This window comes from Streptomyces caelestis, assembly GCF_014205255.1.
Taxonomy (GTDB): Bacteria; Actinomycetota; Actinomycetes; order Streptomycetales; family Streptomycetaceae; genus Streptomyces; species Streptomyces caelestis.
Genome location: NZ_JACHNE010000001.1, coordinates 5,109,719 through 5,135,181, shown reverse-complemented (window position 1 = coordinate 5,135,181; position 25,463 = coordinate 5,109,719). Strand labels below are relative to the sequence as shown.

At 65.5% G+C, this 25,463-nt stretch carries 29 protein-coding genes and 1 pseudogene; 14 read left to right on the top strand and 16 right to left on the bottom strand.

Features of this window, described 5'->3' with window-relative positions:
• Positions 1-11: 11 nt before the first annotated feature.
• Positions 12-734, bottom strand: coding sequence for a hypothetical protein (locus HDA41_RS23560; RefSeq protein ID WP_184986927.1), 723 nt, complete (start codon positions 732-734; stop codon positions 12-14).
• A gap of 446 nt (positions 735-1,180) precedes the next feature.
• Here HDA41_RS23560 and HDA41_RS23555 point away from each other — a divergent pair, with 446 nt between their 5' ends.
• The 3 genes from HDA41_RS23555 (at position 1,181) to HDA41_RS23545 (ending at position 5,275) form a co-directional block, all read left to right on the top strand.
• Complete coding sequence (locus HDA41_RS23555) at positions 1,181-1,897, top strand: hypothetical protein (RefSeq protein WP_184986926.1); 717 nt, start codon at positions 1,181-1,183, stop codon at positions 1,895-1,897.
• An 83-nt stretch (positions 1,898-1,980) separates the two neighbouring features.
• Positions 1,981-4,041, top strand: a complete 2,061-nt coding sequence (locus tag HDA41_RS23550) for a hypothetical protein (protein ID WP_184986924.1) — start codon at positions 1,981-1,983, stop codon at positions 4,039-4,041.
• Complete coding sequence (locus tag HDA41_RS23545; protein WP_230299407.1) at positions 4,031-5,275, top strand: hypothetical protein; 1,245 nt, start codon at positions 4,031-4,033, stop codon at positions 5,273-5,275. The genes HDA41_RS23550 and HDA41_RS23545 overlap by 11 nt, the downstream gene beginning before the upstream one ends.
• Positions 5,276-5,340: 65 nt before the next feature.
• Here the strand turns inward: HDA41_RS23545 and HDA41_RS41475 are convergent, their stop codons facing one another.
• The gene (locus HDA41_RS41475; protein WP_230299406.1) at positions 5,341-5,622 is read right to left on the bottom strand and encodes an LCP family glycopolymer transferase; all 282 of its coding nucleotides are present in this window, start codon (positions 5,620-5,622) and stop codon (positions 5,341-5,343) included.
• 331 nt (positions 5,623-5,953) lie between these two features.
• Between HDA41_RS41475 and HDA41_RS23535 the strand changes: the two genes are divergently transcribed.
• Positions 5,954-6,907, top strand: coding sequence for a hypothetical protein (locus HDA41_RS23535; protein ID WP_184986922.1), 954 nt, complete (start codon positions 5,954-5,956; stop codon positions 6,905-6,907).
• 13 nt (positions 6,908-6,920) lie between these two features.
• Here the strand turns inward: HDA41_RS23535 and HDA41_RS23530 are convergent, their stop codons facing one another.
• From HDA41_RS23530 to HDA41_RS23520, 3 genes are all read right to left on the bottom strand, one after another.
• Positions 6,921-7,469 carry a hypothetical protein gene (locus tag HDA41_RS23530; protein WP_230299405.1) on the bottom strand — a complete coding sequence of 183 codons (549 nt, stop codon included), beginning with the start codon at positions 7,467-7,469 and terminating at the stop codon, positions 6,921-6,923.
• Positions 7,470-7,566: 97 nt separating this feature from the next.
• Positions 7,567-7,839, bottom strand: coding sequence for a hypothetical protein (locus HDA41_RS23525; protein WP_184986917.1), 273 nt, complete (start codon positions 7,837-7,839; stop codon positions 7,567-7,569).
• The gene (locus HDA41_RS23520; RefSeq protein ID WP_184986915.1) at positions 7,824-8,486 is read right to left on the bottom strand and encodes a hypothetical protein; all 663 of its coding nucleotides are present in this window, start codon (positions 8,484-8,486) and stop codon (positions 7,824-7,826) included. The genes HDA41_RS23525 and HDA41_RS23520 overlap by 16 nt, the downstream gene beginning before the upstream one ends.
• A gap of 298 nt (positions 8,487-8,784) precedes the next feature.
• Here HDA41_RS23520 and HDA41_RS23515 point away from each other — a divergent pair, with 298 nt between their 5' ends.
• From HDA41_RS23515 to HDA41_RS23505, 3 genes and pseudogenes are all read left to right on the top strand, one after another.
• Positions 8,785-9,435 (top strand): hypothetical protein, encoded by a 651-nt coding sequence (locus tag HDA41_RS23515; RefSeq protein ID WP_184986913.1) that lies wholly within the window; start codon positions 8,785-8,787, stop codon positions 9,433-9,435.
• Positions 9,423-10,468 (top strand): annotated as a pseudogene (locus tag HDA41_RS23510) (hypothetical protein). The gene HDA41_RS23515 and the pseudogene HDA41_RS23510 overlap by 13 nt, the downstream one beginning before the upstream one ends.
• A gap of 259 nt (positions 10,469-10,727) precedes the next feature.
• Positions 10,728-11,312 (top strand): hypothetical protein, encoded by a 585-nt coding sequence (locus HDA41_RS23505; RefSeq protein WP_184986911.1) that lies wholly within the window; start codon positions 10,728-10,730, stop codon positions 11,310-11,312.
• A 30-nt stretch (positions 11,313-11,342) separates the two neighbouring features.
• Here HDA41_RS23505 and HDA41_RS23500 read toward each other — a convergent pair whose 3' ends face one another.
• From HDA41_RS23500 to HDA41_RS23480, 5 genes are all read right to left on the bottom strand, one after another.
• The gene (locus tag HDA41_RS23500; protein ID WP_230299404.1) at positions 11,343-11,954 is read right to left on the bottom strand and encodes a hypothetical protein; all 612 of its coding nucleotides are present in this window, start codon (positions 11,952-11,954) and stop codon (positions 11,343-11,345) included.
• Between the two features lie 11 nt (positions 11,955-11,965).
• The gene (locus tag HDA41_RS23495; RefSeq protein WP_184986907.1) at positions 11,966-12,616 is read right to left on the bottom strand and encodes an HAD family hydrolase; all 651 of its coding nucleotides are present in this window, start codon (positions 12,614-12,616) and stop codon (positions 11,966-11,968) included.
• 12 nt (positions 12,617-12,628) lie between these two features.
• Positions 12,629-14,035 (bottom strand): hypothetical protein, encoded by a 1,407-nt coding sequence (locus HDA41_RS23490; RefSeq protein ID WP_184986905.1) that lies wholly within the window; start codon positions 14,033-14,035, stop codon positions 12,629-12,631.
• Between the two features lie 3 nt (positions 14,036-14,038).
• A complete protein-coding gene (locus HDA41_RS23485; protein WP_184986903.1) occupies positions 14,039-14,365 on the bottom strand; it encodes a hypothetical protein in 327 nt (108 codons plus the stop codon).
• A gap of 98 nt (positions 14,366-14,463) precedes the next feature.
• Positions 14,464-14,763 (bottom strand): WXG100 family type VII secretion target, encoded by a 300-nt coding sequence (locus HDA41_RS23480; protein WP_082319687.1) that lies wholly within the window; start codon positions 14,761-14,763, stop codon positions 14,464-14,466.
• Between the two features lie 489 nt (positions 14,764-15,252).
• Between HDA41_RS23480 and HDA41_RS23475 the strand changes: the two genes are divergently transcribed.
• The 7 genes from HDA41_RS23475 to HDA41_RS23445 all read left to right on the top strand — a co-directional run bounded on the left by HDA41_RS23475 (position 15,253) and on the right by HDA41_RS23445 (position 20,666).
• Entirely contained in the window at positions 15,253-15,924 is a 672-nt protein-coding gene (locus HDA41_RS23475) for a hypothetical protein (protein ID WP_184986901.1), read from the top strand.
• Positions 15,915-17,006 carry a hypothetical protein gene (locus HDA41_RS23470; RefSeq protein ID WP_184986899.1) on the top strand — a complete coding sequence of 364 codons (1,092 nt, stop codon included), beginning with the start codon at positions 15,915-15,917 and terminating at the stop codon, positions 17,004-17,006. Before HDA41_RS23475 ends, HDA41_RS23470 begins: the two co-directional genes overlap by 10 nt.
• Before the next feature lie 243 nt (positions 17,007-17,249).
• Positions 17,250-17,564, top strand: a complete 315-nt coding sequence (locus HDA41_RS23465) for a hypothetical protein (RefSeq protein ID WP_184986897.1) — start codon at positions 17,250-17,252, stop codon at positions 17,562-17,564.
• 3 nt (positions 17,565-17,567) lie between these two features.
• Entirely contained in the window at positions 17,568-18,869 is a 1,302-nt protein-coding gene (locus tag HDA41_RS23460) for a putative T7SS-secreted protein (RefSeq protein WP_184986895.1), read from the top strand.
• A 119-nt stretch (positions 18,870-18,988) separates the two neighbouring features.
• Positions 18,989-19,336, top strand: a complete 348-nt coding sequence (locus HDA41_RS23455) for a hypothetical protein (protein WP_184986893.1) — start codon at positions 18,989-18,991, stop codon at positions 19,334-19,336.
• The gene (locus HDA41_RS23450) at positions 19,333-20,016 is read left to right on the top strand and encodes a hypothetical protein (protein WP_184986891.1); all 684 of its coding nucleotides are present in this window, start codon (positions 19,333-19,335) and stop codon (positions 20,014-20,016) included. The genes HDA41_RS23455 and HDA41_RS23450 overlap by 4 nt, the downstream gene beginning before the upstream one ends.
• Positions 20,013-20,666 carry a hypothetical protein gene (locus HDA41_RS23445; protein ID WP_184986890.1) on the top strand — a complete coding sequence of 218 codons (654 nt, stop codon included), beginning with the start codon at positions 20,013-20,015 and terminating at the stop codon, positions 20,664-20,666. The genes HDA41_RS23450 and HDA41_RS23445 overlap by 4 nt, the downstream gene beginning before the upstream one ends.
• Positions 20,667-21,457: 791 nt before the next feature.
• Here HDA41_RS23445 and HDA41_RS23440 read toward each other — a convergent pair.
• The 6 genes from HDA41_RS23440 to HDA41_RS23415 are packed head-to-tail and all read right to left on the bottom strand — an operon-like array spanning position 21,458 to position 25,385.
• Positions 21,458-21,997, bottom strand: a complete 540-nt coding sequence (locus HDA41_RS23440) for a hypothetical protein (protein ID WP_184986888.1) — start codon at positions 21,995-21,997, stop codon at positions 21,458-21,460.
• Complete coding sequence (locus HDA41_RS23435; protein ID WP_184986885.1) at positions 21,997-22,575, bottom strand: hypothetical protein; 579 nt, start codon at positions 22,573-22,575, stop codon at positions 21,997-21,999. Before HDA41_RS23435 ends, HDA41_RS23440 begins: the two co-directional genes overlap by 1 nt.
• Positions 22,572-23,240, bottom strand: coding sequence for a hypothetical protein (locus tag HDA41_RS23430; protein ID WP_184986883.1), 669 nt, complete (start codon positions 23,238-23,240; stop codon positions 22,572-22,574). Before HDA41_RS23430 ends, HDA41_RS23435 begins: the two co-directional genes overlap by 4 nt.
• The gene (locus tag HDA41_RS23425; RefSeq protein WP_184986881.1) at positions 23,221-23,817 is read right to left on the bottom strand and encodes a hypothetical protein; all 597 of its coding nucleotides are present in this window, start codon (positions 23,815-23,817) and stop codon (positions 23,221-23,223) included. The genes HDA41_RS23430 and HDA41_RS23425 overlap by 20 nt, the downstream gene beginning before the upstream one ends.
• Positions 23,818-23,850: 33 nt before the next feature.
• Positions 23,851-25,077: a putative T7SS-secreted protein gene (locus HDA41_RS23420; RefSeq protein WP_184986879.1), complete on the bottom strand. Its 1,227-nt coding sequence runs from the start codon at positions 25,075-25,077 to the stop codon at positions 23,851-23,853.
• A complete protein-coding gene (locus tag HDA41_RS23415) occupies positions 25,074-25,385 on the bottom strand; it encodes a WXG100 family type VII secretion target (protein WP_184986877.1) in 312 nt (103 codons plus the stop codon). The genes HDA41_RS23420 and HDA41_RS23415 overlap by 4 nt, the downstream gene beginning before the upstream one ends.
• Positions 25,386-25,463 lie beyond the last annotated feature (78 nt).

Genomic DNA, 25,463 nt, shown 5'->3' with positions numbered 1-25,463 from the left:
GGTGCCGCCTTCTAGTTGCCGGGGACGTGCACGATGGCGACTTGGTTCGCGGCCGCCGCGGAGGCGAGCGCGGCCGCGTCGGACTCGTCGACGAGGACGGTGAGCGAGAGGTTGCCGGTGCTCACGGTGGCGTCGCTGTCGTCCTCGACGCTGTTCACGCGCGCGTCATCGACGATGGCGCCGCCGGAGGACGAGGTGCCGCTCGAGCCGGTGCTGTCGTCGGTGCTGTTCGAGGGGGAGCCGCTGGTGCTGACGCGGTAGGCGGAGACGACGTCACCGGCCTTGATGTCAGACGGGTACTGGCCCTCCTTGAGGGCGAGGCCGACGGCGGCCTTGCCGGCGGGGAGGCTGGCCTTCTTGGCGAACATCTGGCCCATCACGACCGTGTCCTTGTAGATCGTGGACTTGGCCTTGAGGGTCTTCAGCGTGCCCAACTGCGACCACTTGATGTAGTTGATGCTGTCGTCGGCCGCGACCATCACCGAGGTCACGTTGTCACCGACGGACTCCCCGGCCTGGATCTCGTCCGTCACCTTGACGACCTCGACCCGGTCACCGACCTGGAGCACGAGCATCGTCACTCCCAGCGCACCCACCAGGATGAGCAGCACCGCGAGCGCGGCCAGTGCCGGTTTGCGCTCGCGAGGCGGTGTGGGAAGCCGGTCACCGACCGACGGCTGAGCCGGAGCGGCGGAACGACCGGCGCCCGCCCCCGTACGCTCTTGGATCTTCACGCAACCGCTCCCCGTACACCCAAGAATATGTCTGTCAATTTGCCTTCATAATGCGACACTTCACCCGCGCCTCCCCGCACCGAGAAGTGCGGGACGGGCCGGACGCAGCCGCCCGACCTGGGCGAATAGCCAGCACTGGGGTGAGTGTCAAGCCATCGCACCGTATCAGCCACACATAAGCCCCTCAAGGCGCGTCCGGCGTCCTACGCCTCACCACACACACCGTTATCCATCTGCAACTTCAAGGCTGGACAAACCCGTTGATGGCGGGACGCCGACGCATCGTTCGCTGTGCGGGAGCGAATCCACCGCGGGTGGACGGGCGTCCGGCGACCGGGGCCTTCGTCACGTACCGGCCATGAGGCCCACACGATTCACTCACGTGATGCCGGACTCACCGTGCCATGATCTTCGCTTTGTCCCCCTCCCCCCCCACGGAGTGACCCATGAAGCGAGCCGCGCTCGCCGTCTCCACCCTGTCCCTGCTGTCCCTCACCGCGTGCGGCGGCAGCGCCGACCCGGACTCGGCGACCGGTGAACCCCGGCCCACCGCCGCACGGGCGAAGCAGGTGACCCCGGCCGAGCGACTCGCGAAGCTCATGATCACGAAGGCGGACGTGCCGGGGCTGGACGTGAAGGCCACCTCCAGGGACAAGGGGGACGACAAGTACCTCTTCGCCAAGTCCCCGGACGACGTCACGGTCGAGAAGCCGGCCTGCGCCCCACTGGCCTACACGATGAACCAGCTGTCCCTCGGCGAGCCGCAGGGCGACCTGACCCACTATGTCCCGCAGGGCAGCAAGTTCACGTACATCACGCTCACGACGTACGCGCCCGGCAAGGCCGAGTCCGCGTTCGCCGGGCTGGCCAAGGGCGTCGACTCGTGCGGCGGCGGCTTCACGGCGAAGGCGAACGGCACGGTGACGTACGACTCCGTGACCGTCGAGGAGCCGGTGGCGAAGGCCGGTGACGAGTCACTCGCCTTCCGCGCCACGATGCCCTTCCAGGGCATCACCCACACCCTGCACGCCCAGGCCGTCCGCAAGGGCGATGTCATCGCCGCCTACGTCGCCGTGGACGGCATGGCCATGGTCCAGGACAGGCCGGGCGACGCGAAGCTCCCGGCGGCGGTGGTGAAGGCCCAGAACGCGAAGCTGGGCTGACCCGGCAGATGCGCTGCAGCGAATCGCGAAGCCCCGAGTAGAGTGCCGCCCGGACAGCGATCGGACCGTCGGGGGGCACACCGGTGAGAGCAGTCACGGCGAACAGGGAACAAGCAGCACGGACAGGGGCATCGAGCGGACACCGGTCCCGCGTCCTCCTCCTGCTCCTCGCCCTCTGTACGCTGACGACGGCTCTCTTCGCAAACGCCACCCCGGCCCTGGCGGCGGACAGCGCCCCCGCCACCCAGGCCGCCTACCTCGCCGACCGCCTCCGCGAAGACCCGGTCCACGTCACCGACCAACTCCCCCGCGAGATCCCCCGGTCCGCGGCCTCCGGCTTCGCGAGGCTCGCGAAGAAGACCGGCGTCCCGACCTACGTCCTGGTCCTGCCCGCCCAAAGCAGCCTGTCCGGTGAGCAGTTGCTCGGCGCGGTGCACGACCGGCTCGGCCGGGACGGGTTGTACGTACTGGTCGACGGCATGGAGGTCGCGGAGGCCACGGCCTACGGCGTGCGCGCGCCGGCCGACGCCGCCTTGACCGTCACGCGCTACGAACTCCCTGCCGACGCGGGGCCGTTGCTCAGCTTCAAGCGCTTCGTCGATGTCGTGTCCCTGGGCGACGAGAGGGCAACGGCCCGAGCCGAGGCGGCCCGTGAGAAGTACCGGGACGACGAACCCGCCGACCTGTACATCGGCCCGTCCGACCGCCGCAACCAGTCGTTCCTCACCGGGATCCTGCTCACCGGCGTACCCCTGCTGATCCTGCTGACGGCCGGGTACGCGAGGCGTCGCCGCCGGCGTTCCGGGGCCGAGCGGCGCGTCCCCCGCTGGGTCGTCCCTGGCGCGGCCGTCCTCACCGCCACCGCCGTCGCCCTCACCGCCACCACCGTCTTCGACCAGACCACATCCAGCGCGGCGCCACCGCCCACCCCCGCCGACCTGTCCGCCCGCGTCGAACGGGTGGCGGCAGGCCTCAAGCAGGACCCCGTGTACGCCGATCCGGAGAGCCCGCGGGTGCTCGACGCCCGCCGACTGGACCGGCTGCACGAGCAGATCCGGGACTTCCGGCGTTCCGAAGGGGGCGGACCGGTCTTCGTCTCGGTCGTGCCGCAGACCCCCGGGAGCGAGTCGGCCGGTGACTCGATGCTGTTCGCCGCGGCGGTGCACGCCAAGGTGCGCCAGGACGGCCTGTACGTGGTCGCCGATCCCGACGACGGCACGATCGACTTCTACAACCACGGCCTGCGCCTGGACACCAACCACCTGTCCTTCGAGCTGCCGGACTCCGTCACGTTCGGCGACAGCAGGGCGGACGAGGCCGACGACCACCTCCTCGGCGAGCGCCTCGACCGGCTGATGGCCTTCCTCGACGAGACCCCGCGCACGGACCGGCCCGGATCGGAACCCTCGCCGGCCGCTGCCCCGAGTCCCGCCGCCGAGAAGGCCCTCCCGCCCCTCTTCGCCACCGACTTCTGGCCAGGCCTGTTCGTGGGCGCCTTCCTGGCAGTCCTGCTGTCCGGTGTCGTGGCCGGGGCGACGTGGATCGTCACCGGCCTGCGGCGGCGGCGCTCGCCCGCCCCCGACCCGGCCCGCCTCCTGCCCCTCACCTCCCCGAACGAGCCGTCGGCGTCCTACCTCAGGCGTACTGCGCAGGCGGAACTCAGGGCTTTCACGAGGGAGTTCACCGAGCCGGACGGGCACCCCCGCGCCTGGGACTGCCTCGACGCGGCGCTGCTCCTCCTCGACGGCGACCCCGACCGCGCCCGGAGGCCGGGGGCGGGTCCCGCGACCCTGGCCGCCGTCGTCGTGCTCGCCCGGGCGGGCCGGGCCGCGCTCACCGGCGACTCCTACGACCTGTGCTGCGGCGTCAACCCCCTGCACGGGCCCGCCGTCAGCCGTCACCGCGTGCGCGTATCGGCACACAACCGCAGGCGGCGCCTGCTCCCCGTCTGCGAGTCCTGCCGTGACACGGCCATCGCCCAACCCGGCGGTATCCCGGGCAGGTTGCTGAAGCTGCCCGGCTCCGCGCCCGGTGACGGCGGCCGGCCGCCGTACTACGACGCGACCGACGGCCCCCTGTCCGCCGTACCCGGCGGAATCGCCCGGTTCATCGACAAGGTGAGGGAGACCGCAGGTGTCCACTGACGTCAAGCGCGTGATCACCGTCCTCGCGGCCCTGCTGCTGGCGGCGCTCACCACCACGCCGGCCCGTGCGGCGGACGGCGGCGCCCCGAGCGCCGGTCAGCGCATCGCCGAGGCCCTGCGCACCTCGCCCGTCTACGTCGACGAGGCGTACGCCGATGCCGTACCGCGCTCCCGGCAGCGGCAGTTGGCGGACCGGATCCGCCGGACGGGCCTGCCGATCAAGGTCGTTCTCACGCCGCTCACCAAGGGCGACGCGTTCGACGGCGAGTCCGACGTCCTGGCCGCGATCGTCCGCGACCGGATCCCGGACCAGCGGGACCTCATCCTGATCACGACGGACGGCGACTTCCCGGACACCCTGAACGGCTACGAGTGGCCCGCCGACACCCACCAGGCCCGAGACGCCGTGGCCGCCGTCGGATTCCTGGACGAGACACGGGACGCGGGGCTGGCCGACCTGACCGCCAAGGCGGTGGAGCTGGTGGCGGAGGGGAAGGGCGCACAGCGGTACGAGGAGGCGATGAACGACCTGAACGACGCCGCCCCCGCAAGGAAGCCGAACCCCGGGCAGCCCGGCGACTCGCGCTGGTGGCTGTGGCCCCTGGCAGCCGTACCGGCCCTGGCCCTGACCGCGCTCGCGACCCGCGCCCTGCTCCGCTCCCGTTCCCGCAGGGCCGCTTCGGCCGTTCCGGCCTTTCCCCAGCTGGTGTTCGCCACGGCCCGCGCGGCCGACGAGGCGGAGCTGCGGCGCCGGGCGGAGGCGGAGGTGCTGGCTCTCGGCGAGGCGACGCAGGCGGCCGACGTCTCCACGACAGCGGATCTCCAGCAGGCCCTCGACGCGTACGCCGCCGCAGGGAGGGTCCTCGACGAGGCCCGTGGCATGCCGGACCTGGCGGGCGCCCTGGCCCTGGCGCAGGAGGGCCGCGACGCCCTGTCCGGCTCCCCCGGCCTTCCCCTCTGTTTCTTCCACCCCCTGCACGGCCGTGCCGCCCTCCGCACCGGCTGGCGTCCGCTGGGCCGCCGGGACCGGCTCGACGTGGCGGTGTGCCAGGACTGCGCGGACGCGCTGCGGGACCGCCGCGCCCCGGACGTGCTCACGGACAGGGACGGGGACGGCCGTACCGTCCCCTACTTCGAGCTCCCGGCCGCGCGGAGCGTGTGGTCGGCGACGGGGTACGGGTCGCTGGCGTCACCGCTGGATGGGTTCAACTCGCGTCGCGCCGAGGCGGGTTGATCAGCCGGGCGGCCGGTCGTCGCGCGGGGCCGGGAACAGGGCGCGGGCCCGCCGGTCGTCCCACTTCACCGCGCTGCCCTGACGACCTTGCGGGCGAGGGCGGCGAGGAACTTCTGCTGGTTGTGGGTGCGGCCCAGGTCCCCTTGCTTGCGCTGCCGTACGAAGGCCAGCGCCTCAGCGCGGGTCGAGGGTCTGGCAGCCGACGGGCAGGTCGGCGCCGGAGTCCTCGTCCCGCACGGGCTTGTCCAGGCACAGGTCCACGCCGCCGACCGCGTCCACCACCCCACGAAACCGGCGAAGCCGATCTCCGCGTAGTGGTCGATGTGCACGCCGGTGTTGCGTTCCACGGTCCGCACGAGCAGGTCGAGGCCGCCCAGCGAGAACTCGGCTGAGCATCGTCGTGCCGTTCGCCCCGGTCTGCAGCAGGATCCGAGTCGGTACGGCGCCCCTCGGTCGAGCCGGTGTTCAGTTCCTTTCGGTCCTGCTGCGACAGTCCCTCGCGGCTGCCGGAGCCCACGACCGGGTAGTTGGTGCCCTCACCGCGCGGCACCCGGCGGAGAGCGTGCCGAGGTCGACCTGCTGGTTGAGCCGGGTGTCAGTTACGCATGGGGCGCGAGCGTAGTTTCGGGGCTCTGGCTGTAGGGGCGGAACCGCGAGCTTCACAGGAGAGGGAGACGGATGACCACGGTGAGGGACGGAGGGGCGAGCGGGACACCGACCCGGCGGGGCAAGTCCGCGCGGATCGCAGCCGGCACCACGGCGGGGGCCGCCTCCCTGGTCCTGGCGTTGCTGCTGACGGCGACACCGGAGCGACTCGGCCTCTCCGCCGTCCCTGAACTCTTCGAGAGGGTCCGGGCCGAGGACCGTGCCTCGGACGCCTTCATCTTCGTCTGGGCCCTGATCGCCATCCCCGTCGCAGGCCTCTTGCACACTCCCCTGGCACTCGCACGACGTGCCCGGATCGGCGCGGGCTGGGCGCTGATCGCTAGCTACTGGCTGTACGTCGTACTGATGGCGGCGGTGGCATGGCAGGTACGGGACTTCTTCCCGGCTCCGGACGCCCCGGGCAAGGAGGGAGGCTTGTTCGGAGGCGCGATCCTGATGGTGATCGGCACGCCGGTGTTCGTCGTCGGTTCGGGCGGCGTCTTCCGTGAGGTGAGAGAGGTACGAAGCGACAACGACAGCCCCCTCTCCACCCAGATCCGAGACCAACTCACCGCGGTCACCGTGCTCTGCTGCACCTTCCTCGGCGCGGTCACAGGCCTGATCTCCGGCCTCAACTTCAGCTTTCCCCACGACGGCTACCCGGCGATGTTCCTGCCTGGCGGCCTCCTCTGGGGCGCACTGGCGGGTGCCGCCTTGGGCATGCGCGCCGGCGCCCTGATCACGAACTCGGCGGACAGCCGCCGCAGGATGACCGACGACGCCAGGTCATTCGCCCGCACGGCAGCGGCGATCCTGGCCTGCTGCCTGTGCGTGTCCCAACTGGGGTGGCTCCTGCCGGTGTGGGCTGTGGCCCTGGTCGGGCTTCCGGCGCCGTTCGTGCTGTTCGTGGTGGCAGGGCGATACGAACGGCTGGGGCGGTGGGTGCAGTTCAGGCAGATCGAGGTGCAGAAGGAAGCGATGTACTGAGCACGACGTCCGCTCACGCCGGGACGTACTCCCTGTCCCACCGACTCTGCCGCACGCCGCCCCATGTGCCCATCACGACCGCGAGGCCGAAAAGAACCGTAAGGAGTCCGGCGTCCGAGCTGCGCTCCACATCGGTGGCCGGGCCGGCGACGCCTGCGGGGTCGTATCGGACACGCAGTTTGTAACCAACCTCCACCCAGTCCCGGCACCCGTTCCCCTCCGAGAGCGAGGGAGAGATCTCGCGGCCGCCGACCATCCGTAGGCCACAGTAGTTGGTCTTGGTGCTGTCCTTGCGCACGACCACGGCGTCGGCCCACTCGCCCCGCTCGGACAGGGCGGCCTGATCACCGGCTCCGGTACCGAAAATGCCCAGCGCCACCCCCGCCACGACGGGAACGACGAGCTGCCACGCGACCTTCCGCTGCTTGCGCGGAACCCTCCGCAACAGCACGACCGGCACGAGAACCGATGCCAGGGGCAGCACGATCCAGGCGAGGAGCAGGGCCACCGCGCGCAGCGGCGTCCACAACGGCACGACGGGGCTGAGCCAGGCGAGTCCCAAGGAGCCACCTGCGCAAGCAAGGTTGAACACCGACCATCGGACGACGTCGGCTCGCCACCAAACCTCCGGCCCACCCCGCCCGGCTCGAACCACGCCCTCAGCCATGGCTCATGCCACTTGCTCGGTTCACGGCCTGGGCCTCCTTGACGGTCACGTCCTGGTTGATGCGGATGTGGGCTCCGATGGAGCCCTTGCCGGAGTCAGCGCCCTTGTTCGCCTCCGGCTGCTCGGTAGCGGAGCCTCCCTGATCCCCGTCTCCGTTGAACTCGTCGACCGCGTACACCGGGGAACTGGCCATCGCCGCCACGACGAAGACCAAGCCCGCGACCGCCCTCAGCGCCGGACCGATGGAGCTCACCTCTGCACGCACGATGCCGCCGCCTTCTTCCAGCTCGTCTGCTGCACCTGCCAGTCACCGCGAGAGTTCTTCGCAGCCTGAAGCGTGGTCTCGACGAAGTCGTCGTTGCTCGGCTGCGTGCGCCGAACCTTGCCGGTCTTGATCTCCTTGGAGTACGCCTTCCGCTGGTCTTCGCAGTAACGGACCGCCGCCGTCTTTTCGTTGGCGATATCCGTGACCTCGAAGTCGTAGTAGCGATAGGAGCCCGTGCTCGTCAGCCCCTGCTGCTTCACGGCCGTGATCCGCTTGTTCCAGTAGGTCAGGGCAGGCCCGGTGAAGTAGCGGTTCAGGTTGGCGGCTCGGCCATCCCCCTTGACGAAGCCCTCGAGGCGGGCCTCGGCCGAGTAGGCGACATCCCGCAGGATCGCGTCCTTCGCAGGGTCCCCCGTCGGCTCCCTCTCCACGCTCACCTTGACATCCGTCGGAAAGTCGAAGGTCGGCGCATCCTTGTCGGCCGAAGCGGACGCGGACGGCGCAGACGACCCCGACTCCCCCGCATCCGCTCCCGCAATCTTGTCGCTGATCGATCCGTCGTCCGAACCGCTGCTGCAACCAGCCACAGAGAAGGTGACAGCAGTAAGGAGGCAGGCCGCGGCCACCCTCCGGTGCGCGGTCAGCATGGTGCTCGTCCTCAGAGGTAGATCATCGGCATGACAACGGATGATCCCATGAGGGGCGGGCGTCGATCCAAGCGTCGCGAGACCCTTGTGCAGTTGTGCAACATTTGCGAAGCGGGATTCACACTAGCGACCATTGATCCTCGGCGGAGGTTCATCGGCCCCACTCCATCACCCCCCGGCGAGAGTCCCATACATCTGGATTGCCCGTCTCTTCCAGGAAGTTCGCTCTGGTGAAACAGGAAACCTCACCGGTACCGTCAGTGCCCTAACTGAACTCTGTTTCTCACGGGGAGCCACTGTGAAGCGCCGCCCATTGCCCGTTGCTGCCGCGCTTGCGGCGACTGCGGCACTGCTGTTGACGGCCTGCGGTAGCGGGGACGCGGACTCCAAAGCCAACGACAAGATCGCAGGTGTCGGCGGCACCGATGACACTGCTTCGCCCCACGCGACCGCCTCGAACTCGGCTCAGCGGCCGAAGATCACGTTGCCCAACGATGTCACCAATGTCTTCGAAGGCTGGAAGACCGGCGACGCCACAAAGGACGCCGTTCTGACAGACGCCTCCCGGCGCATCGACGCACTGGCCTACGCCATCACCCAGGGCGACACCGACGAGCCGGTCTTGGGCTACTACTACAAAGGGGACGCTCTCGTAGGGGCCTCGCAGTGGGTCAAGGAATTCGCCGACGCCAAGAAGTCCATGACCGGTGAGACCCGCTACTTCAACCCTCGCGTGGATCTGTACGCAACAAGCAGGGCAACACTCACGTACTGCTCCTTCGAGGGCAAGGCATTCGTGAAGGACAGAGAATCGGGCAAGGCTGACAAGACTCCTGTAACGGACAGGTCCTACCTCCTCTACTCCACGCGACTTGAGAAGAACGCCAAGGGCGTGTGGCAGACCGCAGTGCTCAACTCCGAGAGGGGAAACAAAGCATGCACGCCGTGAGACCGGCCCGTCGCTGGCTCCCCCTCGCAGTTCTCACTGCCACCTGCATGTCCATCTCCCCTGTCACTCACGCCGACATAGACCTCGGCAGCGGCAACGAGGGAGCTCGCGTGCAGCAGAAGGGTTCTAGCAGCAACGGCACCCTTGAGTCCCGCATCACGTTCTCCGGCTCCACACGAGGTGGAGCCGGAGCATCCGAGTCCGTTACGCCAGTCGGGGACTGACCCCGCCTGCCTGCTGGTACGAACCGCGCTCCGCGGAGGAATTCGCGAAGCACGTCGAGGACAACTACAACGAGACGGTCAACATGCCGGGCCAAGCTAGCTACGCCAAGGCATCCGTCGGCCAGTTCCGAAACAAGTACAAGGACGGCGAGTACGAGAATTACAACCTCGACAAGAAGGACGAGGGCAACTGGTGGGTCGCCGTCCGTGACGAGGACCGTTGGATGGAACCGGAAGCTCAGGTCTGTGACAGGGCCCCCTTCTGGGTCGAGAACGGAGACGCACCACCGGTCGAGAACGCCGTCACTCCGCAGGTGCTCGCGGAACTCGCATACAACCGTGTTCAGTTGCCGACGACCGAAGTCACGCTGGCCCCTGCTGCGGCGACCAAGGTCAACTTGCCGACATGGGCGTGGCTGGACAAAGCTCAGTTCAAAGAGGTCTCCGTCACCGCCCAACTGAATGCCGGCGGCCTGAACATCCAGGCGACCACCACCGCCAAACCGGTCTCGCTCAAGTTGGAGCCGGGCACGGCGGAAGCCAGGACCTATCCCGCATCAGGTGAGTGCTCCATCAACGACGACGGGTCGATCGGCGAGCCCTACGCCAAGGGCAAGGCCGAACTTGATCCCCCCTGCGGCGTTCAGTACCTACGCTCCTCCGGCGATGGCGCCTTCAATCTGCGGGCTACGGTCACATGGCAGATCACCTGGACGGGCACCGGCGGTGCCGGCGGTAAACTCCCCGACGGCACTTTCGGAGCCGATCAGTCAGTCACAGTCCAGGAGATCCAGGCTGTCAATCGCTGACCCGGCGGGCGGCCTGCGGCTCCACCACCCGCAGGCCGCCGATCATGCCCCAAGCGACCGACGACGGACCCAATTCGAATTCATTCTCAATGCACGCCACCATTCTGCGGGCTATGCCCGCGCCTTGACTGATGCCGCCTGCAGGACGTCTGTACGGTATGCGATCTTTAATCCAGTCAACAAAGAGCAAGCAACAGGAGGAGGTCACACAATGGGAGGATCCGCAAAGCCACGACGCCGCCGGGCATCAGCGTCGCCATTGAACTACGAACGACAGCCACGAAAGCCCGGCTCATCCAGAAAGTCGGAGAGCAGTCAGGTTTCCATCCTCGGCTGCTCCATCGGCTTGGGGATTGTCGGCCTCATCATCCTGCTGGCCACCTTTGACATACTCTGGGGCGACGATACATGGCAGTGGGCAGCCGAAGAGTTGCCGGGCGGCGCCTATGGCTTCGCGGTGTGTGTCGGCATAGGCGGACCGTGCCTCGCGGTGCTGTCGGTGCTGTGTCTGGGACATATGAAATGGAAGTCCTGGAGGGCGCATCCAGTGCGCACTGTGACCAACACCGTGGTGGGCGCTTTGGCCACGATTGCGCTCGCACCCTATGCGAGCCTGGTCTATAACGCCCAGGACACAGGAAAGTGGGGTCGGGGAGCCTCTTCTTCTCCTAGCTGGGTGTTCAGCAACTACCCTTGGCTCTGGGCCATCGGCCTTCTTTCCACCGTGGCGACGATCGGCGTAGTCATCTGGCTTTCCGTTGCCTACATTCGCCGTCAAAGTTCAGCGGCAGATCCGGACGTCCCTCGCAACCTTGACACGGGACGTACGTCGACGAGGTCATGAGGCTCAGCACGGCTCGACATACAGGTGCTGCTACTCCCAGTGCAACGTGCCTGCCACCGTGTCGAAGAGATCCACCATCTGATCTGCCAGGGGATCCACCGGAGTCGAAAAGTTCAGCATGAGCCAGCGCTTGGTGGCCGGGATTGGCACGTAATACGTGACTGTCGTAGTCGGAAGAGTGTTTCCCATCTGGTTCTCGGGATCGGGTGCATCACGACGCCGGACTCTTACGGCTTTGCCCGCCGCCTCCAACTTTTTCACCCCTAGTTCAGCGTCCTCCCAGGGCTTCCGTTCAGCTAGGTGTGCCGCCAGCTCCTCCGCGTCCGAGCAGGCAGGCCACTCGTCAGCGGCCGGGACGCTGATGAGCAGCGAGGAGGCCAAGGGCACAGGCCCGGCGGTGAGCAGCGAGAGGTAAAGCTCCGTACCACCGATTCCGTATGCGCTTTTCGCCCTTTTCTGCAGATCGCGCATCAGCTCTTGCTTGAGGTGCGGGGCATTGTCCACGCCTCGGAACTGCAACTCGGTAAGGGCAATGATGCTTCGATCACGCTCCTCTGGATCGAGGGAGATCTGAAACCAACCGTCAGGGACGAGCAGGTTGTAGTCCGTCGGAGCCGAGGAGAAGTCTTCAGCAGTCTTCACATGCATCCCAATCAATCAGTCGAGCCCAGCTCGTTCCCCTCGGCGCCCACCGGCACTTGCCTCATGGTGGAAACCAAATCATCGGTCAGCCGTACGACTTCGTCGGACTCGGCCATGCTCCGCCAAGTAACCGTAACTACAACCACGTATCGCACATCCGGTGGAAATACGGCGTACTTGATGAACTCGGTCAACTGAGATCCGAAGCCCAGCATGCGCTTGACCTTCAAAATGGCCTGGACTCGGACGGCAGGCCCCGCCTCCAGGTCCAGGTATCTGACCTCTGGATCGCCGACAACCTTGGCGTTCGACCAGTCGAGGAGGAGGGGCGTCATCTCGGCCGGCGACGGCCTGGGGACTCCCTCATCCGCGTACGAATCTACCCGCAGGTCAGCAAGCCCGATCCCGCCAGGAGTATAGTAAGCGGCCGCTAGATCCGGTTGATCTGAACTGAGAAAAAGAGCCCTGTCAACCAGGTCATTGAGCAAATCACGGTCACTTACCGTTCGCTCAAGGGGATTGAAACGCTCCATGGCTGCACCGGCCAACCCAAGCGCCTCGGCATGGACCCCATTATCCAGTGTCAGGTCGATCCATCCTGACTGGAAATCGAACCGGGTCTCATAGTCGCCAACCGAAGATCCTACTTCGTGAGCATTCACCATCATATCCTCTCAGTTCAAGAGTGGATTCAGATTGCTATCCAATGCCATTCCCACGGACGTGACCCCTGCACCTACCAAGGAGAGGCCAGTGGCATTGCGTGAGATTCTATTGACCGAACCAAGACTGTCCAATCCCTGGGACGCGAACTTGATTTCTTTCAAGTCCGAGGCAACGCCCGGGTCCGCCAAAGAAAAGGACCGCCCCGCACCAAGCAAGGCGTTACCGTCACCTCGGACTACCGTCTGGCGCCATGCCCCCTGATAGTTACCGGCGAAGGGTTTGAGAGTCTTAAAATTGTCAACCCAAACTTTCGAGAAGGGTTCGGTGAACGGCTCGATCATGGATTTACGCCACTCCCCCGGCTCCAGCTTGAATGCGCCCAGCTTATTCTTGAAGTCTTCCTTGAAAGTCCTCACTGTAGATCCTGCGGCCTTGTTTATTGCCTTCTCTGCCCGACGCCGCTGGTTCGGGGTTTTCGCAGCTCTTGCCTTATCCATCGACCTGATGGCTTGCTGCGCATACTTCCCAGCGATCTTCGCGAAGGCCTTCCCGACGCCCATCATGGCAAGTCCGAGGACGGTGAACGCAAGATCCTTCAGGCCCTTGTCGCCTCGGATTACCTGGATGATCGTGGCGACTGTGCTGATCAACGTCAGGATGGTTGCTGCTGCACCGAGCACACCGGCCAGTGCTTGCCCGATGACGGGGATCCAACCGACCGCAAGTGCTGCAACTCCGAAATAGGTAGCCCATTCTTCCGCCCATGTGCCGATAACGTCTACCCATTTGTCTAGCTTGTCCCAGAAACCGTCCTTCAGTGAGTCATCGCTAATGACGGATTCAATAGCATCTGACGCCCGCTTGGCCGCGTTGTCACGGATCTCCTTAGCCTGGGCGATCTTCTCTCTCGCCGCGGAAATTTCATCTCCGGCAGTATCCCGCTGCTCCTCCAGCTTCTTCTTGTCACCTTTATCCTTCTCCGAAAGACTATCCAAGCTACGTTCAGCCGCACCCTTGCGCTCTTCTGCATCCTTGGCATCCTTGAGGGCTGCGTCGGCGATCTCCTGCGCTCGGTTTAGATCCGATGCATAATCAGTGGGCTTGGCATGGAGCTTGGCCTGGTATCCACCGTCCATCTCCGTCACTCTGGTTCCCAGAGCATCCGCCGCGGTGTCGTACCGCTTCAGCGCGGCTTCTAGCTTCTTGACATTCCCCTTCGCCTTCGCGCGGAACTCATTACCTGCCTTACTGTCCCAGGAGTCGACTTCGCTGACCGCCTTGAGGTTTCGGATTTGCCGTTCCAACTCTTCGGCGGTCTTTCGGAGTTGGCGGCCGAGTGTAGCGATTCGATCAGGATCACCAGGGATAGGATCACTGTCTGCAACCGGATGCCAGTCACGAGGCCGTCCCGACATGGCCTACTTCCCCCTCTTGGCAGGCTTCGGCTTCCGCGCGTCGCGGATTGCCTCGGCCAAGCCGTGATCAATGTCCTCGTAGGCCTTGGCAGCCGTCTTGGCGATCTTCGCCAAGGCCTCGACTTCCTTCGTCAGCTTCTCCCGGGTGATCTCCCAGTTGCTGGCAAAATCTTCGAACTTGTCGGCCAGTCCCTCGTGCCCGAAGTCATCCCCGTATTTTCCGCTCAACTTGTCCAGGCCATCAAATGCCTTCTTGACGTTACTGAGCCCGGTCCCCATCTCTTTGATCACATCGAGATCGGCCCGAGTGTGGTCACCCTCACCAGACATGACGCCCCCGCTGTACCGCGCTGTCGATCCTCAAGACTGACGATCTGGCAAGGCGCCCGCGCACCTCACCACACCGCCCCACAACCTGCAACAGGAAGTCACTTGCGAGCCTGCTTGGCCAGCTCCTCATCGATCTGCTCGAACTTGTCGGCAGCCATGGTCAGGTAGTCACCCATGCCGTCGAGACCGTCCAGCGTGGTCTTCGTGCCCTGCACGAACTCGTCGAAGTTCTCGTCGAACGCCTTGGACGAGCTCTTCGTGACGTAGCCGGACTGCACGAGGTTGTTGATGTACTTGCGGAGGCCCTCGAGCTTCTCCTGGAGCTTTTCCTTCTCCTTCACGACATGCTTGGCAGCTTCCCGCATGTCCTGATATGTGATGTCAAGGTCCTTGGCCATGAAGCCGCTCCCTCTCACAACACCGCAGGGCCAACCCCCGTGGCTCCCTGTTTGCGAACTCATCGGCCTCCCGGCCGAGTTGCCGATCGCACGTGGCAACCGGTGTGATCGTCCGCTGTTGCGTCAGCAGTTTACGGGGGTGACCGGTCTGGCCGATGCGACCCGTACAGCACGCCCCCCACAATCGCCGTGGCCACACCGGCTCACTGGCACGGGAAGGACTAGTGTCCTGCGCCGGAGATCCGTCGGCAGAAGCGTGCGAGGGAGTCGAGGATCTAATCGCCCCCAGAACCAAGGCTCCCTGCCGCCCCACGGGGTGGCATCCGGGGCCGTCCCCTGTGGGCACGATCAGGACACAGCCCCACCTGCCGGAGCCCCGTACATCCCGAATTGCCCCTGTCTCCACGGAAGTTCGCTCTGGTGAAACCGGAAACCTCACCGGTACCGTCAGTGCCCTAACTGAACTTCTGTTTCTCACCGGGAGCCACTGTGAAGCGCCGCCCATTGCCCGTTGCTGCCGCACTGGTGGCAACGGCAGCACTGCTGTTGACGGCCTGCGGTAGCGGGGACGACAAGTCCAGCGGCAACGACAAGATCGCCGGCGCCGACCGGGGAGGGGAGACACCGAAGGAGTCGGCATCACCCTCGGGGGCACCAGCGGAAGACAAGCCGGACGGCGTGGATGTGTCCCTGCCGAAGGACATGAACCTGGTCTTCGACTGGGACAAGCCGAAGGACAAGAACGAAGCGGCTGCGATGGATGATGCCGCGAACTACCTCCGCGCCATCTATCGGGGCGTCGACAAGCGCACGACCAAGGACGCGGCCGTGACTGCCTACGCCACCGGCGAGGGGCTCCACTACGCGCAGGTACAGATCAACGAGTGGATCAAGGGCGGCTGGACCGCCACCGGCACCCGTCGTCACTACGATGCCACCACACGGTCCGCCCCGAACGGCAAATCCGTAGAGGTAGCGTTCTGCGCGGATACCGGAAAGTTCTATGGCAAAGAGGTCAAAACGGGGAAGGTCCTCAAGACCGAGCCAAGCCTCAAGGACTTCGGCTACTACAAGGTTGTCATGGTCAAGTTCCCCACGGGTGATGGCCTGTGGCAGGCATCCAAGGTGTTCGTCGAGACGTCGGCGGAGAGGTGCCGGTGAACAGGTCACGACGTACGGTCCTCGGCACCAGCACTGCTGCCCTGACCCTTTCGGTCAGCGCTCTCATCCTCACAGCACCCAACGCCGCGGCAGAGCCGGTGGACTTCGGGAAGGGCGGCGGCACGGAACAACAGGGCGGCGGCGACAAGACCGGCATCTACGCCGCCGCCCGCATCCAGTACTCCGGATCCGTCGCCAAAAACGGCGGCACTGGCAACGTGACGCCCTCCGACGTCAACTGGACGCCGCCTCCCTGCTGGTACGCCCCCTACCTCGGAGCCAAGGACTTCAAGGAGAAGATGTCCAAGGACATCGAGCGGGAGCTGAACACACCCGGGATGGGTGGGACCGCGGGTTCGGCGATCGGCGAGAAGAAGCGCCACTACGAAGACGGCTTCGGCTGGACCGGAAGTCCCGGCTACAAGGACTACAACGTCGAGAACGATGGCAAGGGAATGTTCTGGGCCGGCGTCGAGAACCCCAACGAGCCGGACTTTCTCAAGCGGAACTCGTGCACGGACCTCCCCTTCTGGGTCGAGAACGGCGAGGCCCCGCCGCCCCAGTACGAAGAGGCCATCACCCCGGAGATACTCGCAGCCCTCGCCTACCAGCACATGGAGCTTCCCGACACCGAAGTCACCCTCGCGCCTGAGGCCACCACCAAGGTGAACCTGCCGACCTGGGCCTGGCTCGACAAGGCCGTCTTCGACGAGGTCCAGGCCACGGCGGCCATCAATGTCCCTGGCTTCAACATCCAGGCCACCACCACCGCCAAGCCGGTCTCCCTCAAGCTGGAGCCGGGCACCGAGGACGCCGAGACCTACCCGGCCTCCGGCGAGTGCGCCATCAACGCCGACGACTCCATCGGCGAGCCCTACGCCAAGGGCAAGTCCGACGAGACACCGCCGTGCGGGGTCAAGTACCTTCGCTCCTCCGGCGACGGCACGTACAAGCTCCGGGCCACCATCACTTGGGACATCGCCTGGACCGGCACCGGCGGCGCCGGCGGCGACCTCCCCAACGGCACCTTCGGCAACGAGCAGAACGTCACCGTCCAGGAGATCCAGTCCGTAAACAGGTGACGGCGCTGAGAGCGAACAGAAAGGCTGGAAGGCATATCCAAACCGAACGTCACAATTCAACTGCTCCTTGTGGACGTCACTCAATCCATGGGGCGGTTGACACCAGCCGGTCAACGCCGCCGCCGAGTGGTTCAACGCCAGCCTGACGGGAGATCCTGCGATGTGCCCGCTGCTACGACAGCGCCCGCGCCTGCCGCCTGGAGGGCTTCCGTCTGAGTCAGAGTAAGTGCAAACGGAGGGGCCATGGGGGAGCACGACCGCCTGGTAGTCGACTACAAACTTCTGGAGTCTTCGAAGACAAATCTGAGGGACATCAACAAAGCCCTCAATGGCATCGACAAACACCGCGACGACATCCATGACATCTGGGGCCATGACAGCATCGCTGGCAAGATGGACCAGTTCGTCAGCAACTGGGACAACTATCGGCGTGAACTTCTCGACAACGTCAAGGACTTGAGCCAGCACGTAGAGACCGCGCTCACGAGCTTCGAGAAGCTGGACCTCGATCTCAAGAATGCGAGCGAGAAGAAGCGCGGACAAAAAGGGGGAAACTGACCGATGGCTGCAGGTAAGGGCAGGCGCCGACCGGTCGACTGGCATCCGCTGGCAGAGAAGGACCCGATTCCCGGCGATCCGGAAGACATCCGCGACGAGGTCCGCAGGATGAAGGACCTCGCCTCGACCCTCCGCGACCAGGCTGCGATCCTGCGCAAGGCCGCCGACGGCGACGCGTTGCAGGGCAAGTACGCCGACAAGATCCGCGAGAAGTCCGGCGAGCTCGAAAAGCGCTTCCGCGAGACGGCGGGCCGCTACGAACGTGTGGTCGGCGACCTCGGCAGTTGGGCCAACGAGCTGGAAGGCTTCCAGGAACGGGCCGACGGCGTCCTCCGAGCCGCGAAGCAGGCCGACGAGGAACACGCTGCCGACGTGAAGAAGAAGGAAGCCGAGGCCAAGAAGGACGGCAAGGACGACGACAAGAAGGCGTCGGCGGAGTCCGACCCCAACAGCCACTTGGTGGCGTATCACAAGCAGCTCAACCAGGTCATCTCAGACCGCAACTCCCGCGCCCAGCATTACGCCGAGAACATCGACAAAGATATCTCGGACATCATCAAGGACAGCGGGTGGGAGAATTTCAAGGACTGGGTGCACGAGCATGCGGAAACGATCAAAACCGTCGTTGAAATCCTGAGTTGGGCAGCAACCATTATCGGGGTTATCGCCCTCCTCTTCACGCCAGTCGGATGGCTGGCGACCCTCATCACGGTGACCACTCTCAGCCTCACAGCGCTAGTCGGCGTCGGGCACACGTTGTTGGCCCTCTCCGGTGACGGGAGCTGGGCGGACGTCGCCATGGACGTCTTCGCGCTGGCGACGCTGGGATTCGGCAGCGTCGCGATGAAGGGCGTGAAGGCCGCAGCGACAACGCTCAAGTCGGCCAGTAGGGCGGGACGGTTCCAGCGGTACGCGAATCTGCGCAAGTTGCTCGACAAGAACATCATGCGATACGGCACAGACTCGGCCCGCGGCGCGAAAGCAGTGCGCGCGAAGGATGCGCTGCGCCAGATCGGGGCCAAGGAAACACGGCCCGGGACGACCCGACTGGACCGCCTGCTGAGCGGCGAGGCAGAGGTCGCCAGTGCGAGCAAGTTCGCCAAGAGCATGCGCGCCGAGTTCGATGGGAATCCCGATGTGGTGAAGGCGGCCGACGCAATGGACAAGGCCGCAAGGAATTTCCGATTGAACTACCTGGCAGCCACCTTCGTAGACCTCGGAGACAAGGCTGGAGAACAATTTGGCGGCGACGCGTATGGAGACGCCAAGGATGTTCTCACGCGTGAAGTCGGGAGTCGCTGGTGAAAAGTCTTGCGTAAGGTTCGACCGACAGCCATCAGGCACAGTGAAATTCGAAGCCAAGTTTTCTGGAGTGGGAGATAGTGGCAACAGTCCCGGCGAAAAGCCCAGAAGAGTCACGGGCCATGAAATACCTTGCCGCGTTCACTTTGACGCCGATCCTCTGTTGGGCCTTCCAAGACCTCGGAAGCAAGTACGGGGGGATGGACTGGCTCACCACTGGCTACGCAGTTTGGCCGATGATGATTGGCCCCATTCTGATGCTGCTCCTGTTCATCAAGAACCGAGAGCTGATCCGTGACCCGCGGAAGGGTTCCAACTTCTCCCAGACGATCAAGATCGTTTCGTGCCTTTTCCTGCTCCCGAACGTATTCGCGACCATCGGCTACAGCTGGCTGGCCGTGATTCCGGTGCTCTGTTCCCTGACGATCCTGGTGGCCGACCGACAGCTCAAGAAGCAGGCCCCCGCGTGAGCATGTCCGATCTAGAGCAACAGCCACCCCCCGTCGAGGTGACCGTTCCCCGCGGCTACGAGCTCGTCCTGCCACCCGGCTGGGTCCGCATCCCCCTGCGCGAGGGCACGAAGGAAGCACTCGAGAACGTCCTCTTCTCACACATGGGGCAAGTCCCGGAGGGCATTCCCCGGGACGACGCGATGCGCTTCCGACTGGACATGCGTCGCCAGTTGGAGAAGCAGGCCCGTGCGGCCAGGAGAAACGGCGGCCTTGACCTCTACCTTCCGGTACTCCCGCGCGGGGGAATCTTCCTCATGGCCTCTTTCATCGTTGCCGAGATGCCGATCGGCCAAGGCCCTGGGGTTCCTCCACAGGCAGTGATCGCTCAACTGGTCAACGAGGACGTCCGCGGCGGAACGACGACGAAGGTCGACGTGGCAGGGGCACCCGCACTTCGCCGCTCCTACCGCTCCACCCCTGACGAGGAGAAGCTGAGTTCCGCCCCCAGAGCCGTACAGCAGGTCGCCCTGCCGACGCGGCGGGTCGAGTATGTGCTCCCCGTGGCGGACGATCCCGGTCGCTGGATCAGCATCAACTTCTCCACACCGGGCGACGGCGACCTCGAAAGTGAATTCACCGGCGTGCTGGTCGAGTTGTTCGACGCCGTGGTCGGCACGTTCAAATGGAGTTATGAGTGAGCTGGCTCAACGTCAAGCACGCCATGGATCTGTCCCCCTGGATCCGCATCCCCCTCATGTGGCCGGAACCGAGTCTTGAGGACGTCGAGGAGGCACAGACGCCTGAGGCGTGGGCACGCTACTTCGCTGAGGGTCTCTGGGAAGATTTCGCGTCGGAGAAGCCAGAACCGGGCGAAGTCGACCTGCTCACCAACATCCTGTTGATGTACGCCATCCGGGCCCCTGCAGCCTTTCCGGACTTCGAGGTTTTCCTTCATCTCCCGCACCCGCGGGAGATCCCGCTACCTGCGTATGTCGACCTGGTGGAGATCGAGGAGGGCGAAGACCGGAAAACGGCACTGCGTGAGCTGACCCACGCCGATGCGGGCTACGCCCTCGAGCCCCCCATCGTCGAGGACTTCGACTCCCCGCATCTGGGAGCCGGCTTGCGGGTGCTGCGCTACTACCAGGACGAGGACAGCAATGAGGTGCATGTCGGCCTCCGTTACGCCTGGCGCTACGAGAAGGGCACGGAAGCCGCGGACGTCCTGATCATCCTGGCTGATCCCGACGCCGGACGGATCCTCCGGGCTCTTGACGATGTAGACGAATTCGCCCGCACCATCCGGATCAGCCCCGATGAGGAAGTGGATACCTGGAAGTCCTCGTGATCCTGGTCGTTGATGCGTAGTGAAGGGCGAGAATGGCCTGCGCGCAGCGTCCTGTGACGGTGAGCGCGTCGGTGATCCGCCGCACTACGCCTCCGGTGTGGCCGTAACTGGCCTGCTGGCGCTGCTGGTCGTCGTGGTGGGGCTGCCCGTGGTCGTACGCAAACGCCGCAGCGAACAGGCCCAACGCGGTTCCGCTTCGAGTTCCCTCGCCTCCACCTCAGTGGTGAATGCCGTGCGCACGGACCGGGGAGCCGGACAGCCAGTCCGCCGGGTAGGCCATCGAGTTGGAACCTCGGCCCTTCGTGTACCGGGGCGCTGGCAGTCGACAAGGGCGCCTTGCTGGCTCGCGGGACGGACGGGGCTGCCTTGGACTTGCCGCTCGCTGAAGCACAAGGGGCAATCCTCGTCAGCAGTAGCGTGGTGTGGAATCCCCCATCGGTAGATGTGCGGCTTCGCTCGAAAGAGGCGATCGAGTTCCGGTCGCCCGATGCCAAGGCCATCACAGAGGCGCTGGCCGAGGTAGGCGTGCCTGTGGGGACTGCCTAGCAACACCTTCAAAGGCTGGGCAGTGCATCCGGCGAGAGCCGTCGCACCGCCCGTATCTCAGTAGCCCCCTTCGCCTGCGAAGCAGGGATTCGACAGGCACTTGCTGGTTTGTCATGCCGTCGGGCCGTGGGTCGTTGGACAGAGCACGTCCTCTTCGGGTGCTCGCCCGGTCTGGGCTTTCACCACTGGTAACACCTGCACTAACTACTGCACCCGGGGAAGTCAGGTCGGGCTTCGGGGTCTCACTACCGCTGACGCGCCGCCCGGCTCCTCCCCTTCCCCTTCTTCCGAAGCCTCCGCACCCGTTCCCGCTCCCGCGCCGCCTGCTCCGCAGCCCGCGCGCCGGTCCAGCGGTGGACGGACCAGCCCACCAGACCGGCGCTGAGGGCATAGGCCAGGAACGCGCTGCCGGTTCCGGGGATGTAGGCACAACTCTCCGACCGGCAGTTCCTGCTGGGCAGCCCGCTCAGCAGGAGGAAGAACGGCCCGAACGCCGCCGCGCAGCAGACTGCCGTACCCACGGCGTGCAGCCCCCGCGCCATGCGGGTCCGGTCCGAGACCCCGGACGCACACCGCAGCCAACCGGCCACCCCGAGCACGGTGACCACACCAAGGCCACCACCGACCACCCAGGCGCCCCCGGGCAAGCCCACCAGCGTCGGCACAGCCTCGCGGGCGAACCGCTTCAGCAGACCCATGACCAGCAGGATCACGCCCATACCGACGACCAGCCCGACAATCACCCCGCCCATCCCCAGGCCGCCGCGCGGACTGCCCGCGCGCATCACACGACCCACCGCAGAGAACCCGCCATGGCGTCGCACAACCGCTCCATCGGGCCGGACATCCCGGTGAGCGGAGCCGAGAAGGAGAGCGTCAGGTAACCCACCCCGCCGGGCATCAGGGCATGGACATTCAACGTCGTGGCGCCAAGGACGCGTACCGCGGCACCCGCCGGGAGATCCACCACTGACACCTTCCGCCGTCCCGGGCCTTCGGGCTCCCGCAATTCGAGCCAGGCCGCGTACTTGTCCGGGTCAGCAGGGGTGTTGCCCAGCGGCATCAAGGACACAAGGAGCGAGGCCGGGAGGCCGCCGTTCCGTGTGGTCGTGAGGAGGAAGAACTCCATGGCACCGCGCGCACGGCCGGCTTCGGCGGTGTTGCGCAGCGTGGCCCACACGTCTTGTTGCAGCTCCGCGGGCACGCGTCGGCCCTCTGCCTGCCGGTCCACATACGTCTTCAGTTGAGCGCGCCAGCGATCCTGCATGAGGTCGATGCGGAACCACTCCCGCGGAACCAGCAGCCGGTAGTCCCTGGGCACCCCCACCGTGGGTGACGCGTCGCCTGGTGCCGCCTCCTTCATCCCGGCATCACCAGCGGGGCTCCGTCGCTGTCGAAGAAGCGGACGCTCTTCACGATGCCGGCGAACATGGCGGAGAAGACGTCCCACCCTTCGACCGTCGGTGTGCCCATTTCCAGCAGGAGCACGGTCCCGTTGGTCAGCGGAATCTGGACCTGTATGAACGACGTCCAGATCGACTCGTCCTGCCCCGACTGCGTCAGGCTCCCGTCGATGCTGGACGATCGGTTGCCGATGCACGTCACTGCCGGGCCGCAGGGCAGCTGCACTTCGCCGACCTGTCCGAGCTCCAGGTGCCGCATCGTGGTGGCGATGAAGCCCACCGGATTGCTGCCGGCTCGCTCATCGAGGTCCAGCAGGCTGACGTTCACCGTCGCTGTGCAGCGGACACCGTCGACCTCCGTGGTGACGAAGCCCGCGTACTGCACGCCCGCCTCGATGAACTCGTCGTAGTGCGCCACGCACATCGCGGCGTACTGCACCTGCACTTCCTCGTCGGCACCGGGCAGCGCCTGCTTGGCCAACTCGAGCAGTTGCTTACCCAGCTCTTCCAAGTCATCAGCCTCGAAAGGCAGCTCGAGGAAGCCCTCCGGCATGATCCAGCGAACCTCTATGCCGCCGCTTTCTGTGAGGCTGCGCTGGGCTTCGTCAACGGTGTCCGTGGTCATCTGCGCCTTTGCTCTCGGACTGTCCGCGATCAGCCACTTCGGGACGGAATCTCGCGGCGAAGGGGTAGGGCCCGTAGTGCGGGTAGTGAGCGGGGATGTCAGCTCCTCCCCGACGAGCGACGTGGGCGATCTGCCGGTACTTCGCCGCCCGGGCCCGCAGGTTCTGCCGGACCGGATCGCCCCATTGTGAAATCGCGCTTCGCACGAAGAAGAAGATCTCAAGCGCCAGGACGGCTCCGGCGACCGCCAGGTAGGCGTTGCGGGCTGCTGCGGTCTCCCAGTACTGAGCCACGCCGGCCCAATAGGTCACGGCCCCGAAGCCGACGAGCGCCAGCGGAACTCCGTGCTTGAACCCTGCGTTGAACATGTCCTCTTCGTCGACATGACGCCAGCGCAGCAGTTCGAGCACCGCTCGGTCGTCCAGGAAGTCGAACCGAAGCTCTCGCCGAGCTTCCTCCGCGGCCCGCTTCGCCTCGGGCACGGAAGCGATCACCGAGCTCTCGACCAACGTAGCCACGTCACCACCCCGCCGGCCGATGAACTCCCGCGGCCCGAGGTTCCGCTTGTCCTCGCTCATGGTTTCTGTCCTCCTTGAACGGATTTCCAAGCCTTAGGCCGCCAGGGCCGCATTGAACGGCTTCGGCGAAACGTTCGGAGCGGGACCGGGCGAAGGCGACGGCGTAGGTGTCGGCGTAGGTGTGGGTGTACTGGCGGCAGGCTCCTGGTAACCGGTCCTCTCGCCGTTCTCGCCGCTGAGCATCCTGTGCAGGGCGCTGCCGAGACCGGCCCCCTTGATCACTCCCGTGATCTTCCTGCCCTCTATCGCGCTGCGGCCTGCCTTGCCCAGAGCCCAGTTGACGCCCTTGACGGCGATCCCGTTCATGAAGTTGTCGCCCACACCGCGGAGTGCGGCGGAGCCTCCCACCTTGAGCTTCGCCAGTCCCTTGACACCCTTGAGCGCCTTGATCCCCTTCAGGGCGCCGAGTCCGGGGAACACTCCCAGCGCATCGGCTCCCAGCTTCATCCAGTCGACCTTCCCGCCACGCACCGTCATGTCGTATGCATGACCGGCGAGCGCAGCCGCGCTGGTCACCACGGCAAGGGCCGCGAATACGGGAGCCAGGAACTGAAGGGGTGGGACGAATGCGCAGATCACCGCAAGCACGGACAGGACGGCCGAGATGTTCGACAACATATCCGCCCAGTCCGCCAGCAGGTTCATGAAACCGCCCGGATCCCGGACCGCATCATGGTGCACGACGTTCCTGATATGACGGGCCGCCTTGTCCCCCGCGTCGTCGTAGATTTCCCTGGCGTCCTTCACCGCCCTGCGTGCATCGCCGATGCGATGCAGGGCCTCGTCACGCTTCTTGACCCAGCGCTCGTACTCTTCCTTGTCCGCGGCAGGAATGTTCTGCGCGGGATACTTTTCGGTGAACTTCTTCACCTCGTCGTCCGCGAGGTCATGATCGGCTTTGGCCTCACGGTAGTCGGCGAGCGCCTTGTCCGCCTTCCGCTGCGCGCGGCGCATTTCGCTGGCGAACTGGTCCGAGCTGCCTTCGCGCACGTCCTCCCCGATGGCCTTGGCCGCTTCGTCATAGCGCTCGAAGGACTTCTTCAGCTTGTCCGCCGTGCCGCCAGCCAGTTCATGGAAGCCCTTTCCGGCCTCACTGTCCCAACCCTCCACCGAAGCAAGCGCCTTGATGACCCGGGACTGTTCCTCGATCATGTCGGCCATCTTGCGCAACTTGCGTCCCAGTTCGGCGACTTCCTCCGGGTCACCCGGTGTCGGGTCGTCGTGCCACAGAGGCGGCCAGTCGGCGTCGGTCCTGCTCACTTCTTCCCCTTGCTCTGCGCCTTGGCATCACGTATGGCCTTGGCCAGTTCCTGGTCGATCTCGTCGTACGCCTTGGCGGCGGTACGCGTGAATTCGGCCAGCTGCTCAAGTTCCTTCATCAGTTTCTTGCGCGTTTTCTTCCAGGTATCCCCGAATTCTCCGAAGGCATCCTTGAGCCCACCGTGGCCTACCGCCTGACCGTACTCGTCCGCAGGATTGCCGTTCCGCTCGAACTCGCCATGAATCTTTGTCAGGTCTCGTGAGCACTGTTTGATGGCGGCGAGATCCGCCTTTATGTGGTCCCCCATCAGCGATGCCTCTCTATGGCTCTACAACTTTTTCTCGGTGTGCATCTGACGAGCGCGGGCGCGATTGCGGACTCCCTC